Source organism: Methylobacterium phyllosphaerae (assembly GCF_001936175.1).
In the GTDB taxonomy this organism is placed as follows: Bacteria; Pseudomonadota; Alphaproteobacteria; order Rhizobiales; family Beijerinckiaceae; genus Methylobacterium; species Methylobacterium fujisawaense.
In genome coordinates, this window is sequence record NZ_CP015367.1 from 3,469,302 (window position 1) to 3,486,952 (window position 17,651).

At 70.0% G+C, this 17,651-nt stretch carries 17 protein-coding genes; 8 read left to right on the forward strand and 9 right to left on the reverse strand.

Annotation, left to right across the window (positions count from 1 at the left end; translation table 11 throughout):
• Positions 1-132: 132 nt before the first annotated feature.
• The 5 genes from MCBMB27_RS15725 (at position 133) to MCBMB27_RS15745 (ending at position 4,197) form a co-directional block, all read left to right on the forward strand.
• Positions 133-1,116, forward strand: a complete 984-nt coding sequence (locus MCBMB27_RS15725; protein WP_075380825.1) for a lytic transglycosylase domain-containing protein — start codon at positions 133-135, stop codon at positions 1,114-1,116.
• Between the two features lie 232 nt (positions 1,117-1,348).
• A complete protein-coding gene (locus tag MCBMB27_RS15730) occupies positions 1,349-2,335 on the forward strand; it encodes a helix-turn-helix transcriptional regulator (protein ID WP_391526971.1) in 987 nt (328 codons plus the stop codon).
• 227 nt (positions 2,336-2,562) lie between these two features.
• Positions 2,563-3,414, forward strand: coding sequence for a serine O-acetyltransferase (gene cysE / locus MCBMB27_RS15735; RefSeq protein ID WP_043388169.1), 852 nt, complete (start codon positions 2,563-2,565; stop codon positions 3,412-3,414).
• Positions 3,415-3,507: 93 nt separating this feature from the next.
• Positions 3,508-3,723, forward strand: coding sequence for a DUF3126 family protein (locus MCBMB27_RS15740; protein WP_007565940.1), 216 nt, complete (start codon positions 3,508-3,510; stop codon positions 3,721-3,723).
• 144 nt (positions 3,724-3,867) lie between these two features.
• Positions 3,868-4,197: a DUF6949 family protein gene (locus MCBMB27_RS15745; protein ID WP_043358025.1), complete on the forward strand. Its 330-nt coding sequence runs from the start codon at positions 3,868-3,870 to the stop codon at positions 4,195-4,197.
• Between the two features lie 6 nt (positions 4,198-4,203).
• On the opposite strand, the gene MCBMB27_RS15750 is transcribed toward MCBMB27_RS15745, so the two are convergent.
• A complete protein-coding gene (locus MCBMB27_RS15750) occupies positions 4,204-4,911 on the reverse strand; it encodes a transglutaminase-like cysteine peptidase (RefSeq protein ID WP_051976324.1) in 708 nt (235 codons plus the stop codon).
• A gap of 319 nt (positions 4,912-5,230) precedes the next feature.
• Between MCBMB27_RS15750 and MCBMB27_RS15755 the strand changes: the two genes are divergently transcribed.
• A complete protein-coding gene (locus tag MCBMB27_RS15755) occupies positions 5,231-5,488 on the forward strand; it encodes a hypothetical protein (RefSeq protein ID WP_043358027.1) in 258 nt (85 codons plus the stop codon).
• A 6-nt stretch (positions 5,489-5,494) separates the two neighbouring features.
• Here the strand turns inward: MCBMB27_RS15755 and MCBMB27_RS15760 are convergent, their stop codons facing one another.
• From MCBMB27_RS15760 to MCBMB27_RS15790, 7 genes are all read right to left on the reverse strand, one after another.
• Positions 5,495-6,127, reverse strand: a complete 633-nt coding sequence (locus tag MCBMB27_RS15760) for a transglutaminase-like cysteine peptidase (protein WP_075380826.1) — start codon at positions 6,125-6,127, stop codon at positions 5,495-5,497.
• Between the two features lie 322 nt (positions 6,128-6,449).
• Positions 6,450-8,183 (reverse strand): AMP-binding protein, encoded by a 1,734-nt coding sequence (locus MCBMB27_RS15765; protein WP_075380827.1) that lies wholly within the window; start codon positions 8,181-8,183, stop codon positions 6,450-6,452.
• A 64-nt stretch (positions 8,184-8,247) separates the two neighbouring features.
• A complete protein-coding gene (locus MCBMB27_RS15770; protein WP_043347510.1) occupies positions 8,248-9,027 on the reverse strand; it encodes an enoyl-CoA hydratase in 780 nt (259 codons plus the stop codon).
• Positions 9,024-9,917 (reverse strand): 3-hydroxyisobutyrate dehydrogenase, encoded by an 894-nt coding sequence (gene mmsB / locus MCBMB27_RS15775; RefSeq protein ID WP_043385725.1) that lies wholly within the window; start codon positions 9,915-9,917, stop codon positions 9,024-9,026. The genes MCBMB27_RS15770 and mmsB overlap by 4 nt, the downstream gene beginning before the upstream one ends.
• 182 nt (positions 9,918-10,099) lie before the next feature.
• Positions 10,100-11,161 (reverse strand): enoyl-CoA hydratase/isomerase family protein, encoded by a 1,062-nt coding sequence (locus tag MCBMB27_RS15780; RefSeq protein WP_075380828.1) that lies wholly within the window; start codon positions 11,159-11,161, stop codon positions 10,100-10,102.
• On the reverse strand, positions 11,158-12,303 hold the full coding sequence (locus tag MCBMB27_RS15785; RefSeq protein ID WP_075380829.1) for an isobutyryl-CoA dehydrogenase: 1,146 nt from the start codon (positions 12,301-12,303) through the stop codon (positions 11,158-11,160). Before MCBMB27_RS15785 ends, MCBMB27_RS15780 begins: the two co-directional genes overlap by 4 nt.
• A 196-nt stretch (positions 12,304-12,499) precedes the next feature.
• Positions 12,500-13,996, reverse strand: coding sequence for a CoA-acylating methylmalonate-semialdehyde dehydrogenase (locus MCBMB27_RS15790; RefSeq protein ID WP_043385717.1), 1,497 nt, complete (start codon positions 13,994-13,996; stop codon positions 12,500-12,502).
• A 116-nt stretch (positions 13,997-14,112) separates the two neighbouring features.
• Here MCBMB27_RS15790 and MCBMB27_RS15795 point away from each other — a divergent pair, with 116 nt between their 5' ends.
• On the forward strand, positions 14,113-15,021 hold the full coding sequence (locus tag MCBMB27_RS15795) for a LysR family transcriptional regulator (protein ID WP_043759090.1): 909 nt from the start codon (positions 14,113-14,115) through the stop codon (positions 15,019-15,021).
• An 88-nt stretch (positions 15,022-15,109) separates the two neighbouring features.
• A complete protein-coding gene (locus MCBMB27_RS15800) occupies positions 15,110-16,273 on the forward strand; it encodes an iron-containing alcohol dehydrogenase (protein WP_075380830.1) in 1,164 nt (387 codons plus the stop codon).
• Between the two features lie 104 nt (positions 16,274-16,377).
• Here MCBMB27_RS15800 and MCBMB27_RS15805 read toward each other — a convergent pair whose 3' ends face one another.
• Positions 16,378-17,607 carry an ABC transporter substrate-binding protein gene (locus MCBMB27_RS15805; protein ID WP_043385708.1) on the reverse strand — a complete coding sequence of 410 codons (1,230 nt, stop codon included), beginning with the start codon at positions 17,605-17,607 and terminating at the stop codon, positions 16,378-16,380.
• Positions 17,608-17,651: the final 44 nt, after the last annotated feature.

The following is a 17,651-nucleotide window of genomic DNA, read 5'->3' on the forward strand; positions in this document are numbered from 1 at the left end:
CCGCTGTGGCACGCGGATCACAAACGCTCCCGACACCCCGGCCGCCCACAGGCTGCCGAACCGGGGCCGCTTTCCGGCCTCATTTCCCCGTGACCTAGCTTGACCACAGAACAAGCAGCACCGGGTCTCGGAATGCATCGCCTCATCCTGGCCGCCGTCCTCGCGGTCGTGCCCGCAGCCGCCTTCGGGCAGAGCGCGCACGACAATATCGACGCGTTGATCGAGCAGCAGGCCAAGGCGAACGGCGTGCCGGCAAGCTTCGTTCACGCCGTCGTCAAGCGCGAGAGCAACTACAATCCGCGGGCCAAGGGCGGCAGCGCCCTCGGCCTGATGCAGATCAAGCACGCGACTGCACGCAGCCTCGGCTACACCGGCGATGCGGCCGGCCTGTACGATCCCGAAACCAACCTTCGCTACGGCGTAGCCTATCTTGCCGGCGCCTATCGGACCGCCAAGGGCAATCTCGGCCAAGCGTATCAATACTATAACCGCGGCTACTACTACGCAGCCAAGCGCCAGGGCATTTCCACGGAAGTCGCCGCGGTGGTGGCGCCCGTCGCGGCCTCGGCCAGCGCCCTGGCGAGCCTGTTCAGCGGCGGCGCCGCCGAGACCCGGAACACCGCGGCGGCCTCAGCCCTGGCCTACGCGCCCACCGCGGCCGCAGTGGCGGAGGTCCCGACCGAGGCCGTCGAGGTGCCGCTGCCGCCGCGTCGGCCGGCCGCCCTGGCCGGCACCACGATCGAGCTCGCCAGCCTGTCCCTAGATCCCGCCGCGAATTCTGCGGCGACTCCGGCCGCCGCGCAGGCGGCGGCGGTTCCGTCCGTGGAGGTGCCGCTGCCGCCGCGTCGACCCGCGGGTCTCGGGAGCGCCCTGGCGGCGACGGAGGCCGCGCCGGCGCAGATCGCGGAACTCCGGCTCTCGCCACAGGCCACGGCAGCATCCGCTCCGATGTCCCCGGCCGCCGCTTCGGCACCGGCCAACGAGGCGGCGGTCGAGGCGATCGAGGTGCCGCTTCCGCCGCGTCGCCCGTCCCTGCAGATGCTCGCCGCCGCCACGCCGCGCCGCGACCCGGCCGCGGCCCCCGTGCGCGAGGCCACCGCTCTCCCGGTCGAGTAGCTCCGCCATTACGGAGCGGCCGCGCGTCGGGGAACCCGGTGCGGATCGGCCCTCTGCCCACACAAGGATCATGCCCAAGGCTTGACCATCGCACCGTTCCGCAACACATAGGCGCCACGCCAGCAACGTGGTTGGATCGGCACGGACCGAAGCCGCAAAACAGCGGCCGTGCGCGCATGGCGCGCGACGGATCTCAGGGCAGGAACGCCGGTTCAGGCGCGCGAGGTCGGGCATTCTATCGCCCGACGGTACGGTAGGGCGCGATCGATCTCGAAGCGGCAGGCATGCAGGGCACCGACCCTGCTCTCAAGCTGGCAGGAAAGCGAACGGCGCCATGAGCGGCGTGGTGGAACAGGAATCACTTTTTCTCACAGACCTCGGGCGACGCGTCAGGCACGCGCGCACCGTGCGCGGCCTGTCGCGCAAGGTTCTGTCACAGACCTCCGGCCTGTCCGAGCGCTACATCGCGCAGCTGGAAGGCGGCCAGGGCAACGTCTCCATCATCCTGCTCCGGCGGGTGGCCAACGCCATGGGCGTGCGACTGGACGACCTGATCACCGGCAATGACGGGCTGCCCGATTGGCCGGTGGTGCGCGACCTGCTCGCCCAGGCCAGCCCGGCCCAGATCGCCGCCGCCAAGGACGCCCTGTCCGGCGGTAGCCGACCGGAATCGAGCAACCGCCCGCGGGTAGCGCTGATCGGCCTGCGCGGCGCCGGCAAATCGACCCTTGGCAAGCTCGCGGCCGAGCGCCTGGGCTGGACCTTCGTGGAACTCAATGCCGAGATCGAACGGGAGAACGCCCTCTCGGTCCAAGAGATCTTCGCGATCTACGGCCAGGAGGGCTACCGCCGGCTGGAGCAGGCGGCCCTGCGTCGCCTCACCGAGCATCCCGGGCCGCTGATACTGGCTACGAGCGGCGGGATCGTTGCGGAGCCGTTGACCTACGACCTTCTGCTGCAAGCCTTCTACACGATCTGGCTGCGCGCGCGGCCGGAGGAGCACATGAGCCGGGTCCGCGAACAGGGGCACCTCGCGACGACGGGCGACCATGCCTCTGCGATGCAGGAACTGCGGGCCGTCCTGGCGAGCCGCGAGCCGCTCTACGCGCGGGCACCCGCCACGGTGGACACCTCCAACATCCCGGTCCAGACGATGCTGGACCGCCTGACGGCAGCCATCGAGGCGCGGTTCGGCCAAGCTGCGCCGCTGGCGGACTGACCGTCGCTCGTTCGCTGACAGCCATGCGGCCAATGCGGCTTTCGGGTCGCGCCGGCCCTTGATCGCGGCGGTGCAGCGCACCACGCTAGGTCCGAACACGCGGCCCAGCGATGGCCCGGCCCGTTTCCGCCCCGGACAGCGCCCCCTTCCGCTCGATCGGGCGACGGGTCCGCCGCCGCAGGCATGACCGACAGCGAATCCGAAGTTCTGGACATGAGCATCCGCCTATGAGCGCCAGTCCTGCCTTCACGCACCAGTCGCACGACCTCACGCACCTCGACCCGGTTTGGTCGCGGCTGCGCGCAGAGGCGGAGGATGTCCTGCGCACCGAGCCGCAGCTCGCCTCCTTCATCGTGGCGACGATCCTGAACCACACCACGCTGGAGGGCGCGGTCTCCCACCGGGTCGCCGCCCGGCTGGGGCATCCGTCGCTGCCGGCAGAACTCGTCGCCCACGCCTTCCATGAGGCGATCACGGTGGATCCGGACATCGGGCAGGCCTTCCGCGCCGATATCGGTGCGGTGATCGACCGGGATCCGGCGACACTCCGGGCGCTGGAACCGGTCCTCTACTTCAAGGGGTTCCACGCGCTCCAGGCTTACCGCCTCGCCCATCATGTCTGGAACCGCGGCCGGCGCGACCTCGCTCTCTACCTCCAGAGCCGGGTCTCGGAGGTGTTCCAGTGCGACATCCATCCGGCGGCGCGGATCGGGCGGGGCGTCTTCCTCGACCACGCCACGGGGCTTGTGGTCGGCTCGACCGCGGTGATCGAGGACGACGTGTCGATCCTCCACGCCGTGACGCTGGGCGGCACCGGCAAGCAGCGCGGCGACCGCCACCCCAAGATCCGCCGCGGCGTGATGATCGGCGCCGGCGCCAAGATCCTGGGCAATATCGAGGTCGGCGCCTGCGCCCGGGTGGCGGCCGGCTCGGTCGTGCTGAGACCGGTACCGCCCAACACCACGGTGGTCGGCGTGCCGGCGCGGGTGGTCGGCACCGCAGGCTGCGACGATCCCGCCCGGGCGATGGACCAGTTCGTCGCCTTAGACCAGTTCATCCACTTGGGCGACGGGATCTGAACCGCAACGCCGTCGCGCTTGCCGCTCCGCCCGAGGCGTGGCAAGCCCTCGGCCCATCCGCGGCGCCAGCGCCGCCAGGGGAGATCGATCAGCGTGACCAAAGCCGAGACCGCGAAGCTTCAGGACTATCTGCGCCGCAAGTTCGCGAACAACAACATCCGCCTCACGGCGATGAAGACCGGCGACTCCGCCGAGGTATTCATCGGCGAGGAATCGATCGGCGTGATCGCCGACGACAAGGAGGATGGCGACGATTCCTTCGTCTTCCGGATGGCAATTCTCGACATCGATCTCGAGGAAGAGGCCTAGCCGACGACGCGGCTGACCCCGCATCCCCGGTGGGGCTGCGCCGGCCCACGCCTGTGCACGGATTAACGCTACCCAAGACTCGTGCTTAACAAGCGGTAAACGGCATGAGTACAGTGCGCGCAACCTGTATCAGGAGCGCGAATAATGGTCCTCACGCCCGCCGCCATCGAGTCGATCCGGACCCTGTGCATCGGACTGGCACTGTCCGGCTTGATCGCCAGCGCCTTCGAGCTGTTCGCAGCGCGGCGGGCGAGCTTCAGCCTGCTGGAGCGGGGCGGCCTCCCGGCAGTGGCCGCCCTGCCGATGCTGGCCTTTTCGGCGCCGTTCATCATCCTGCGCAACACGGTGCGCGGCCGGCGGATCGAGGGCCGGCCGATGCCGTTCGTGATGCTGGCGACCATCGTCGCGTGCGGCTGGAGCCTGCTCTCGGGCCGGGTCGCCCTTGACCTCGCCGCGATGCTGGTCGGCGTCTGACCAGATTCAGGGCTCGGCGGTGGCGACCTGTGCGGTGCCGTCCTTGCCCTCGAGGGAGACCCAGGCCGGCCCGTCCTGACCGGCCTGCTTGATGAAGCTGTAGCCGGTACGCCGCCAGGAGCGGATCGCGTCGGTCTTGTTGTCGAGAATGAAGTCGCCGCGATCGGTGCGAACCGTGAGCACCGCGTGGCCTTCGTTGGTCTCATCGATGACCACGGTCATCAGCAGGGCACGCCGCGGCAGGCCGCGCTCCACCAGCATCCGCCGTTTCAGCAACTGGTAATCCTCGCAGTCACCGAAGCCGTCATCGGGAAAATCCCAGCGATCCACGACGCCCCAATGGGCCTGATCGGTGATGGGCTTGATGCGGGCGTTCACTCGACGGTTGACGCTCTGCAGGGTCCGCCACACCGCCATGGTGAGCGGGATCGCGTTGGGCTCGGCAATGTCGACCACGCATTCCTGGGGCGTCCGCGCGCAGAAATCCGTCCAGCCCGCGATGGCGCGCACCGACCCAGCCTGTTCGACGGCGGTCACCTGATCCGGAAGAACGAGCCGGGCATGGGCATGGGTCGTCGCGCCGCCCATCGTGAGGATCGCGCCCACCAGCGCGAAGCTCGCGGCTTGGCGCGCCCGGCGCACCGCATGAGCCCAGCCCCGCCATTGCAGGGCGCCGAACACCTGACACGAGATTCCGCCATCCGCGTGCCGCATGGCCCAAGCCCCCGCCGCCCGATGATGACGGAAGGGTGACACGACCACGTGCGACGCACAATGGGTCAGGGCGAGACTGACAACGCGCGTCGAGCCCTATCGGTTCCGATTTAAGAGACGTTTGCATCCGCAGAGCTGACCCGAAACACATGCACGGAGCGAATAGCCGCTCTGCGCCCCCTCCGAGGGTCTTGATTCAGGTCAGTTTTGCCGGCTTCTCAGGGATGCTCACGCGCAGGATTCGCGGCGGGCCCGATCGAATTGCAAGAAGCCAGCCAGCCCGTCGCGGACGGGACTGCGCCTCAGGAAAGGACCCGCAATGCAGCCCGCCATCCAGCAGGTGATCAGAGCGCTCGCCGAGGATGGTCGGGCCGGCGCGATCAATATCGCGGAGCACGCGGTGGATTCCTATCTCGCCGATGCGCCGAGCGAGGGCGACAGGGCGCTGTCGCGGGACATTCTGGTGCGGGATCTCGCCAGCCTTCGCGGCGTCGCCCCCCATCTCGCTGCCTTCATCGGCCGGGTCGAGGCCTATGTGGCGAGCCTTGCCCAGCCGTCGCTGAGCCGGGCGGCCTGAGACGGATCAGCGGTTGGCGGTGGTGACCGGGGAGGTGACGCCGCCGAGCGAGACCCAGGCGACGGCGTCCTGGCTCTCGCGCTTGATGAACACGTAGCCGGTCTTGTGCCAGGGCAGGATCGCGTTGGTCTTGTTGTCGAGCACCAGGTCGCCCCGGTCGGTGATCAGGGTGAGCACCGCGTGGCCCTCGCCCTTCTCGTCGATCACCACGGTCATGCGCATCGCCCGCCGCGGCAGGCCGGCCTGGGCCAGCAGATGGCGCTTGAGCAGCTGGAAGTCCTCGCAGTCGCCGATGCCGTCCTCGGCCAGATCCCACCGGTCGGCCACGTGCAGGTGGTCCTGATCGGTCATCGGCTCGACCGCCTTGTTGACCCGCCGATTCACCGACACGATCGTCGCCCAGGTCGCGGGCGTCAGGCTGATCCGGGCCGGTTCGCCCCGGTCGAGCGCGCATTCGGCCGCGTAGGTCTGGCAGAAGGTCGTCCAGGCCGCGATCGGCTTGGCGTCGCCCAGCACCCGGGCATTGTCTTCCGTCGGCAGGCTCGCAAGCGTCTGCGCCTGGGCCGTGGCGGCGAGGCCGAGCAGCGTCGCTGCTCCGACCAGCATCCCCCGAACCGTCTTGAGAAGCCCCGCGCCCATCGAACCCGTCCCCGTTGTTGAGAACAGGATTGCGCCGCAGAGCCTCCGCGCCGCTGAAGCGGATGCGCGCAATTTTATCGATCGGCCGGCGCGGGCCGGCTGACATGCGGCAGCGTCGACGGGAGACTTGAGAAGCCTTGTAAATCGCGGGCTTCGGTTTGGGGAAACGGAAACCTTGAGGGTTTGTCACCCGCCAACATGCAGTCTTGGCGGGGCGCCATCGTCGTTGCGAGCGGAGCCCGCCAATCCCCTGGCGCCCCATCGGCCGGCGTCGCGCTGCCCAGGATCGCTTCGCTGGCGTGCGACGACGGCGTGGACGCGGTCAGCCCGCGGTCTGGTCGAGCTTGCGCTCCGCCTCACCCTTCAGTTCCGGGAAGTCCGCCTGCGTGTAGGCCCGGCCCCGGTGCGGATCCTCGGTGATGCCCTCGTGCTCCAGGCGGCGCAGTTGCACCCGCCGGATCTTGCCCGAGATCGTCTTGGGTAGGTCGGTGACGAATTCGAGGCCGCGCAGGCGCTTGAACGTCGCGAGCCGGGCATTGGTGAAGCGGAAGATGTCGAGCGCCGTCTCCGGCCCAGGCGTGGCCCCCGCCACCAGGGACACGTAGGCCTTCGGGATGGTGTGGCGCATCGGATCGGGCACCGGCACCACCGCCGCCTCGGCCACGGCCGGATGCTCGATCAGCACGCTCTCGAGTTCGAAGGGGCTGATCCGGTAGCCCGACGACTTGAACACGTCGTCGGCACGTCCCACGAAGGTGTAACAGCCCTGATCGTCCACGAAGGCGACATCGCCGGTATGGTAGAGATCGCCGTCGGCTCCCGACAGATGGCCCTGGCCGTCGTCGTAGCCCTGCATCAGGCCCGCGGGCCGGTACGCGCCGAGTTCCAGGCAGACCTCGCCCTCTGAGGCCGGCTGGCCGTCGAGGTCGAGGACGCGCACCCGGTAGCCCGGCAGGGGCCGACCCAGGGCGCCCGGCACCACCGGCTGCCCCGGCGTGTTGGCCATGAGCGCCGTGGTCTCGGTCTGGCCGTAGCCGTCGCGGATCGTGAGGCCCCAGGCGCTCTTCACCCGCTCGATCACTTCGGGATTCAGGGGCTCGCCCGCCGCGCAGACCTCGCGCAGGGCGAGCCGCTTCCCGGTCAGATCCTCCTGGATGATCATCCGCCACACGGTCGGCGGCGCGCACAGCGTGGTGGCACCGGTGCGTTCCAGCTGCGCCAGCAGGGCGGCGGCGTTGAACGGCGCTTGATTGATCACCAAGATCGTCGCGCCGGCATTCCAGGGCGCGAAGAACGAGGACCAGGCGTGCTTCGCCCAGCCCGGCGAGGAGACGTTGCAATGCACGTCGCCGGGCTGGAGCCCGAGCCAGTACATCGTCGAGAGCGCTCCCACCGGGTAGGAACGGTGGCTGTGACGCACCAGCTTCGGCTTCGCCGTCGTGCCGGAGGTGAAGTAGAGGAGCATCGGGTCGTCGGCCCCGGTCGGCCCGTCCGGCGCGAAGGTCTCCGACGCTCCGAACGCGTCGTCGTAGGCCGCCCAGCCTTCCGTCGCAGCCCCGGTGACGAGGCGGATGGCGCCGCCCGTGTCGAGGCCGGCGAACCGCGCGATCTGCTCCGGCCCGGCCACGATCGCCCGCGGGCGCCCGCGGGCGAGGCGGTCGGCCAGCTCGTCGGCGGTGAGCAGCGTGGTCGCCGGGATGACAACGGCGCCGAGCTTCATCGCCGCCAGCATGGTCTCCCACAGGGCCGGCACGTTACCCAGCAGCAGGAGCAGATGGTCGCCGCGCTTTAGGCCGAGCTGCCGCAGGTGGTTGGCCACCTGGTTGGAGCGGCGGGCGATCTCCCCGAAAGTGAGGCTCTGCTCGGCCCCGCTGCCGGCCTCGACGATCCGCAGGGCGGCCCGGTCGCGGCTCTCGGGACCGGCGAGGACGGCATCGAACCAGTCGAGCGCCCAGTTGAACGGCACCGGATCCGGCCACGCGAAAGCCGAGACGGCAGCGCCATAATCGGTGCGATGGGCCAGCAGAAGGTCGCGGGCCTCCCGGAAGCTCGGCATGGTCGTTCCCCTCCCCGTCTTGTGGTCTTGGCGCCCCGACCCCATCGGCCGGGGCGGGCTGCGCTCAGGTATTCTCGAACCGAGGCGGCCGCTTCTCCACGAAGGCGGCCATGCCCTCCTTCTGGTCCTTGGTGGCGAACATGGCATGGAAGACCCGCCGCTCGAAGCGGATGCCTTCGGTCAGCGTGGTCTCGTAGGCGCGGTTGACCGCCTCCTTGGTCATCATGGCGATCGGCAGCGACATCGCCGCGATGGTCGCGGCCGCCGTCATGGCCTCGTCGAGGAGCCGGTCGGCGGCAATCACCCGCGAGACGAGGCCCGAGCGCTCCGCCTCGGCGGCATCCATCATCCGGCCGGTCAGGCACATCTCCATGGCCTTGGCCTTGCCGACGAAGCGGGTGAGCCGCTGGCTGCCGCCGATTCCCGGCATCACCCCGAGCTTGATCTCGGGCTGACCGAACTGTGCGGTGTCGGCGGCCAGGATGATGTCGCACATCATGGCGAGCTCGCAGCCACCGCCCAGCGCGTACCCCGCCACCGCGGCGATGATCGGCTTGCGCACGGCGATGAAGCGGTCCCAGTCGGCGAACCGGTCGCCCGCGTACATCTCCGCGTAGGTGGCGTGCTGCATCTCCTTGATGTCGGCCCCGGCCGCGAAGGCCTTGGCCGAACCGGTGATGACGATGCAGCCGATATTCGGATCCGCATCGGCCTCGGTGGCCGCCCGGATCACCTCGCCGGTGAGCTGTGCGTTGATGGCGTTCAGCGCCTTCGGCCGGTTGAGGGTGATCAGAAGGACGCGCCCGCGCGTCTCCGTCAGGATCGTCTCGTACGCGTCGCTCACGACTCGCCTCCCTGCCCGCGGAGCATATTGATGATCGCGGAAAAGTCCTCTCCCCCGTGACCGGCGCCCTCGAACAATCCGTAGACCTGCGCGGCCTCTGCGCCGAGGGGTGTCGCGGCGCCGGAGGCCAGGGCGGCGGCCTGGGCGAGCCGGAGATCCTTGAGCATCAGCGCCGCCGCGAAGCCCGGTTTGTAGCCGTTGTTGGCCGGCGAGGTCGGCACCGGGCCCGGAACCGGACAGTAGGTGGTCAGCGACCAGCATTGGCCCGAAGAGACCGAGGCCACGTCGTAGAGCGCCTGGTGCGACAGGCCGAGCTTCTCGCCGAGCGCGAAAGCCTCGCTGACGCCGATCATCGAGATGCCGAGAATCATGTTGTTGCAGATCTTGGCCGCCTGCCCGGCGCCGGCATCGCCGCAATGGAACACGTTCTTGCCCATCGCCTTGAGCAGCGGCTCGGCCTTCGCGAAGGCGGCCTCGGCGCCGCCGGCCATGAAAGTCAGCGTCCCGGCCTTGGCGCCGCCGGTCCCGCCGGAGACCGGCGCGTCCACCGACAGGCATCCCTGCGCCTCCGCGAGGGCGTGGGCCTTGCGGGCGCTCTCGACGTCGACGGTGGAGGAATCGATCAGCAGCGTGCCGGCCGGCAGCGCCGCGGCGAGCTGCGTCCAGACCTCGACCACGTGCCGTCCGGCGGGCAGCATGGTGATGACCACGTCCGCGCCCTCGGCCGCCGCCAGGGCCGAGCCCGCAACGGTAATCCCCTCGGCGCGGGCGGCCTCGAGCGAGGCCGGGACAAGGTCGAAGCCGCGCACCGTATGGCCCGCCTTCACGAGGTTGGCCGCCATGGGTCCGCCCATGTTGCCGAGACCAATGAACCCGATGGTCTGTGCCATCCCGTCCTCCCTGAGTTGTTTATCGCCTGTCCCACCCTCGCCCTCATCCTGAGGTGCCCGCGTCAGCGGGCCTCGAAGGAGGGCTCCAGAACACGCCGCAATCCCTGGAGCCCTTCTTCGAGGCCTCCGCTGCGCTCCGGCGCCTCAGGATGAGGGGATGAGTGGGAGAAGACGAAGCTTCATCACACCGCCCCAGTGCGCGATTCTGGAAAGACCGGCGCCGCCCGCTTCTCCAGCCAGCGGGCGATCCGGGCCGGATCGACCGCGTCAAGGCTTGGCGGGTTCCAGCGCGGGGTCTTGTCCTTGTCGATCACAGCGGCGCGGATGCCCTCGCGGAAATCGCCCTCGTCCAGCACCGCCAGGGACGCGTGGAACTCGCGTTCCAGGCAGGCCTCCAGGCTCGGCGCGCCGCGCCCGAGGCGCAGCAGGCAGAGCGTCAGGACGAGGCTCGACGGCGACTTCGTCAGCAGGATGTCGCGGGTCGCCGCCGCGAAATCCGAGCCGTCGGCCGCCAGCGCCGCCAGGATCTCGTCGACCATGTCGAAGGCGAAGCAGCGGTCGATCATGCTCCGGTGTGCGGCCAGGGGCGCCGGATCCGGTTCCCGGGCGAGACGCCCGATCAGGTCCCGCACGCCCGCGTCGCCGGCATCCGGCGCCAGGGCCGAGAGCGCGTCGAGGAGATCGGGAAGGGCCCGGGACGGCACCATCGCGTCGGCCAACCCGCACAGGATCGCGTCGGCGGCACCGACCGGCTCGCCGGTCAGGCCGAGATAGGTGCCGAGCTCGCCGGGCGCGCGGGGCAGGAGCCACGTGCCGCCGACATCCGGCAGATAGCCGATCCCGGTCTCCGGCATGGCGATGCGCGAGCGCTCGGTGACGATCCGGTGGGCGGCATGACCCGACAGGCCGACCCCGCCGCCCATGGTGATGCCGTCCATCACCGCCACGAAGGGCTTCTCGTACTGGGCGATGCGGGCGTCGAGGCGGTACTCGTCCCGCCAGAAGGATTCGGCGAAGGCCGTGCCGTCGCTCTCGTAGAGGCCGCGCAGGTCGCCGCCGGCGCACAGCCCCCGCTCCCCCTCCCCGGTGAGCAGCACCGCCGCGATGCCGGGATCGGCGGAGAACTCATCGAGGGCCCGATCGATCGTGCCGACCATGCCGTGGGTCAGGGCGTTCAGGACCTTCGGGCGGTCGAGGCGCAGGCGCCCCAGGGCGCCGACCCGCTCGACGATCACGTCGGTCATTGGCGGTCTCCGGTCAGCGCGCGGGCGATGATCACCCGCATGATCTCGTTGGTGCCTTCAAGGATCTGGTGCACGCGCAGATCCCGGACGATCTTCTCCACCCCGTACTCGGCGAGGTAGCCGTAGCCGCCGTGGAGCTGGAGCGCGTCGTTCGCCACCGCGAAGGCCGCGTCGGTGACGTGGCGCTTGGCCATGGCGCAGAGCTGGGTGGCGGCGGGATCCTTGGCGTCGAGGGCGGAGGCCGCATGGCGCAGGAAGGTGCGCGAGACCTCCAGGCTGGTCGCCATGTCGGCAAGCCGGAACTGCAGGGCCTGGAAATCGGTGAGCTTCGCCCCGAAGGCGCGCCGGTCGCCCATATAGGCGAGCGCCTTGTCGAGGGCCGCCTGGGCGCCCCCGAGGGAGCAGGCGGCGATGTTGAGCCGCCCGCCGTCGAGGCCGCTCATGGCGATGCGGAACCCCTGGCCCTCGGCGCCCAGGCGGTTGGCCACCGGCACGCGGCAGCCGTCGAAGCGTACGGCGCGGGTCGGCTGGGCGTTCCAGCCCATCTTGCGCTCGTCGGCGCCGAAGGAGAGGCCGGGCGTCCCCTTCTCCACCACGATGGCCGAGATGCCCGAAGGGCCGGCCTCGCCGGTGCGGACCATGCAGACGTAGAGGTCGCTGGCACCGGCCCCCGAGATGAACTGCTTCTCGCCGGTGAGGACGTAATGGTCGCCGTCGCGCTCGGCGCGGGTGCGGAGCGCCGCCGCGTCGGAGCCCGAGCCCGGCTCGGTGAGGCAGTAGCTGGCGATCCGCTCCATCCCCATCAGGGATGGGATCCAGCGCCGGCGCTGGTCGTCGTCGCCGTAGGCGTCGATCATCCAGGCGCACATGTTGTGGATCGACAGGAACGCCGCCACGGTCGGGCAGCCGGTGCTGAGCGCCTCGAAGATCAGGGTCGCGTCGAAGCGGGAGAGGCCGGAGCCGCCGAGATCCTCGCGGACGTAGATTCCCGCCATGCCGAGGGCGGCGGCCGCCCGCAGGGTCTCGACCGGGAAGGTCTTGTCGCGGTCCCAGTCGAGGGCGTGGGGGGCGATGTGCTCGGCCGCGAAGCCCTGTGCCATCTCGCGGATCGCGATCCGGTCCTCGTCGAGCCCGAAACTCATTGGGCACTTCCTCTCGTTCGCCACCCAACTGCACGGGGCTCGCACATCCACCGCCACGATGCGCGACGTGCCCCCTCTCCCGTGCGGGAGAGGGTTGGAGTGAGGGATCAGGTCTTTCCGGAGAGTCCCCGCCCCTCACCCTGTCCCTCTCCCGCACGGGAGAGGGACCCGCGCCCCATCCTTGGACCGTCGCGGCCTACCGCATCGTCGGGATCGAGAATTCCGCCCCGCTCTTGATGCCGCTCGGCCAGCGCTGCGTCACGGTCTTGGTCTTCGTATAGAAGCGGATCGAGTCCGGCCCGTGCTGGTTCAGGTCGCCGAAGCCCGAGCGCTTCCAGCCGCCGAAGGTGTGGTAGGCGATCGGGACCGGGATCGGCACGTTGACGCCGACCATGCCGACATTGACCCGGGCGGTGAAGTCCCGGGCCGCGTCGCCGTCCTGGGTGAAGATCGCGACGCCGTTGCCGTACTGGTGGGTCGAGGGCAGCGCCAGCGCCTCCTCGTAATCTTTCGCCCGCACCACCGAGAGCACCGGGCCGAAGATCTCTTCCTTGTAGATGGTCATGTCGGGGGTCACGCGGTCGAACAGCGAGCCGCCCATGTAGAAGCCGTTCTCGTAGCCCTGGAGCTTGAAGCCGCGGCCGTCGACCACGAGCTCGGCGCCCTCGGAGACGCCCTGGTCGATGTAGCCCGCGACCTTCCGGACCGCCTCGGCGGTGACCAGCGGGCCGTAATCGGCCGAGCCGTCATGCGACGGGCCGATCTTGAGCGACTCGACCCGCGGGATCAGCTTCTCCATCAGCCGGTCGGCGGTCTTCTCGCCCACCGGCACCGCCACCGAGATCGCCATGCAGCGCTCACCGGCCGAGCCGTAGCCGGCGCCGATCAGCGCGTCGACCGCCTGGCCCATGTCGGCGTCCGGCATGATGATCATGTGGTTCTTGGCGCCGCCGAAGCACTGCGCACGCTTCCCCGTCTCGGCGGCGCGCACGTAGATGTATTCGGCGATGTGCGACGAGCCGACGAAGCCCACCGCCTTGATGTCTTCATCATCCAGGATCGCGTCGACCGCTTCCTTGTCGCCGTTGACGACGTTGAGGATGCCGGGCGGCAGGCCCGCCTCCAGGAAGATCTCGGCGATGCGGATCGGCACGCTCGGGTCGCGCTCGGACGGCTTCAGGATGAAGGCGTTGCCGCAGGCGATCGCCGGGGCGCATTTCCACAGCGGGATCATGGCCGGGAAGTTGAACGGCGTGATGCCGGCGACCACGCCCAGCGGCTGGCGCAGGGAGTAGACGTCGATGCCGGGCCCGGCGCCCTCCGTGTACTCGCCCTTGAGCAGGTGCGGGATCCCGCAGGCGAACTCCACCACCTCGACGCCGCGCTGGATGTCGCCCTTGGCGTCCGGCACGGTCTTGCCGTGCTCGGAGGCGAGAAGCTCAGCCAGGGAATCGTTCTCGGCGCGGATCAGCTCCAGGAAGCGCATCATCACGCGGGCGCGCTTCTGCGGGTTGGTGGCCGCCCAGGCCGGCTGGGCCGCCGCCGCGTTCTCGACGGCGGCGCGCATCTCGGCCTTGCTGGCCAGCGCCACCTTGGCCTGGACCTCGCCGGTCGAGGGATGGAACACGTCGGCGAACCGCCCGCTCTCGCCGCCGACAGCCCGGCCGCCGATGAAGTGCCCGATCGTGCGCATGCGCGCCTCCCTGTGATGATGCGTTTGATTTTGATGCACCCTAACAGGATCCCTTGAGCGATAAAGCCGGATGCGCTTACAGCCGTCGTGCATCGATGCACAGCGGGAGTGCGGCCATGGCCAGGACGGGGCCCAACTGGGACGACCTGCGCTTCTTCCTCGCGGTGGCGCGGACCGGGACCCTGAGCGCCGCCGGAGCACGCACCGGCACCGAGCACACCACGGTCGGCCGGCGGATCCGCGCCCTGGAGGAGGGTCTCGGCGCCCGCCTGTTCCATCGCAGCAATCTCGGCTACGCGCTCACCGAGGACGGGGCGAACCTGCTGGGCGTCGCCGAGGCCATGGAGAGCGCGTTCCTGTCGGCGAGCGCCGCCACGGGGGCGGCCCAGACGGTCTCCGGCACGGTGCGGATCGGCGCGCCGGACGGCTTCGGCAGCGTGTTCCTCGCCCCCCGGATGCACCGGCTCACCGCCCGCCATCCGGGGCTGGAGGTGGAGATCATGGCCACCGCCCGGATCTTCAGCCTGTCCAAGCGCGAGGCCGACATCGTGATCAGCCTCTCCGGCCCGCAGCAGGCCCGGGTGGTGGCACGCCGGCTCACCGATTACCGGCTGTTCGTCTACGCGGCCGAATCCTACCGCGCGGCCGCGCCGCCGATCGCCGAACTCGCGGACCTGCCGGCCCATCCGTTCGTCGGCTACATCGAAGACATGCTGTTCACCCGCGAGTTGAACTACCTCGGGGCGCTCGGCCCCGCGGTCTCGGCGCGGCTGCGCTCGACCAACCTCCTGGCCCAGGTCCACGCGACGCTCGGCGGAGCCGGCCTGTGCATCCTGCCTGCCTTCATCGCGGCGGCGCATCCCGGCCTCGTGCCGGTGCTGCCGGAGGCGGTCTCGCTGACGCGCTCGTTCCACATGCACATCCACGAGGACCACCGGAAGGCGGCCCATATCCGCGCCGTGGCGGGGTTCATCGCCGGAGAGGTGAAGGCCGCGGGGGCGCTGTTCGCCGGGCCGGCGGTGTAAGCCGGGACGGTTTCGCGGAATCCGCCGGCGCCGTAAGATCGGCCGGCTCCGGCAGGTCAGGTCACGCGCCGGGTGGAAGGATCAAGAGATGGTCGCCTCGATCGCCCTGCCCCGGCTGATGCGCGTCGGCGCCGGCGCCTCGCGGCTCCTGCCGGAGGTGCTCGGCCAGCTCGGCCTGTGGCGGCCCTTCGTGGTCACCGACCCCTACCTCGCTGGCAGCGGACGCACCGACACGCTGCTGGAACGGCTGACCAGGGCGGGCGCCAAGGCGACGATCTTCTCCGAGACCGTGCCGGACCCGACCGTCGCCTCCGTGGAGGCGGCGCTCGCCGCCCTGCAGGCGGGCGACTTCGACTGCGTGGTCGGCTTCGGCGGCGGCAGCCCGATGGACACCGCCAAGGCGGTGGCGGTGCTCGCCCGCCACGGCGGCCACATGCGCGACTACAAGGCGCCCCGTCAGCAGGACGAGCCCGGCCTGCCGATCGTGGCGATCCCCACCACCGCGGGCACCGGCTCGGAGGCCACCCGCTTCACCATCGTGACCGACGAGGCCTCCGACGAGAAGATGCTGTGCATCGGACTCGCCTACCTGCCGGTGGCGGCGCTGGTGGATTACGAGCTGACGCTCACCAAGCCCAAGCGGCTCACGGCGGATACCGGCATCGACGCGCTGACCCATGCCATCGAGGCCTACGTCTCGCGCAAGGCGAACATGTTCTCGGACGGGCTGGCACTTCAGGCGATGGGCCTGATCGCCCCGAACCTGCGGCGGGTCTGGACCGATCCGGGCGATCGGGCGGCCCGGGAGGCGATGATGCTCGGGGCCACCCAGGCGGGCATCGCCTTCTCGAACGCCTCGGTGGCGCTGGTCCACGGCATGAGCCGGCCGATCGGGGCACATTTCCACGTGGCCCACGGGCTCTCGAACGCGATGCTGCTGCCGGCGGTCACGGCCTTCTCGGCCCCGGCCGCCATCGACCGCTACGCGGCCTGCGCCCGCGCCATGAAGATCGCCGGGCCGGACACCGACGACCGGTCCGCGGTCTCGGCCCTGGTGTCGGAACTGGAGGCGCTCAACGACGACCTCGACGTGCCGGGGCCGCAGGAATACGGGATCGACCCGGCCCGCTGGGAGGCGCTGCTTCCCACCATGGCGGCCCAGGCGCTGGCCTCCGGCTCCCCGGCCAACAACCCGCTGGAGCCCAGCGCCGACGAGATCGTGGCGCTGTACCGGCGCGTCTGGGCGGGGTGAGAGGGTTCGTTGCGAGCGCCAAGGCGGCGCGAGGCCGGTGATCCGAGCGCCGCCTTGGCGCTCGGATCGGCTCGCACAGCGCGGTGTTCGACGAGTCCTAAACCCTACTTCGCCGCCGTCAGCGGGCAGCCGCTCTCGGCCGGGGACGCGAAGGCCTCCTTGCCGGGGATCGTGGCGAGCTGCCGGTAGAGATCCCACGGGCCCTTCGACTCGGCCGGCTTCTTGACCTCGAACAGGTACATGTCGTGCACCATGCGGCCGTTCGGCTGGACGATCCCGCCATGGGCGAAGACGTCGTCCACCGGCAGCGCCTTGAGCTTGGCGTTGACCGCATCCGTCTCGTCGGTGCCGGCCGCCTTGACGGCCTTCAGGTAGGACAGGACCGCCGAGTAGGTGCCGGCCTGGATCATGTTGGGCATCCGGCCGGTGCGCTTCATGTAGCGCTGGCCGAAGGCCCGGGTCTCGTCGTTGGCATCCCAGTACCAGCCCTCGGTGAGCGTCAGGCCCTGCGCGACCTTCAGGCCGAGCCCGTGCACCTCCGAGAGGGTGAACAGCAGGGCCGCGAGCTTCTGGCCGCCTTCGACGATGCCGTACTCCGCGGCCTGCTTGATCGCGTTCGAGGTGTCGAGCCCGGCATTGGCGAGCCCGATCACCTTGGCCTTCGAGCCCTGCGCCTGGAGCAGGAAGGACGAGAAGTCCTGGTTCGAGAGCGGGTGCCGGACGCTGCCCAGCACCTTGCCGCCGTTGGCGAGCACCACCTTGCTGGTGTCGGCCTCCAGCGCCGAGCCGAAGGCGTAGTCGGCGGTGAGGAAGAACCACGTGTCGCCGCCCGCGCGGGTCAGCGCGCCGCCGGTGCCCACCGCCAACGCCCGCGTGTCGAAGGCCCAGTGATAGCCGTAGGGCGTGCAGGCCTTGCCGGTGAGGTCGCTGGTGGCCGCTCCGGTGGTGATGGTGATCTTCTTCTTTTCCCTGGACAGGCCCTGGACCGCCAGCGCCACCGAGGACGTGGTCAGCTCCATGATCGCGTCGACATTGTCGCGGTCGTACCATTGCCGGGCGATCGCCGAGGCGATGTCGGGCTTGTTCTGGTGGTCGGACGAGAGGATCTCGATCGGCACGCTGCCGATCTTGCCGCCCATGTCCTCCACCGCCATGCGGGCGGCCTCGACCGAGCCCTGACCGCCATACTCGGCGTAGAGGCCGGATTGGTCGTTGAGGATGCCGATCCGGACCGCATTGTCCGAGAAGGTCCCCTGCGCGGCCGCCGGTACGGAGCCGAGTGCGGTCCCCGCGAGGGCAGCCGCCAAAACCGCGCTGCCGAATGTCCTGATCATGTTTCCCCCCGGTTCGCCCGAGCGCCCGCTTCTGAGGCGGTTCC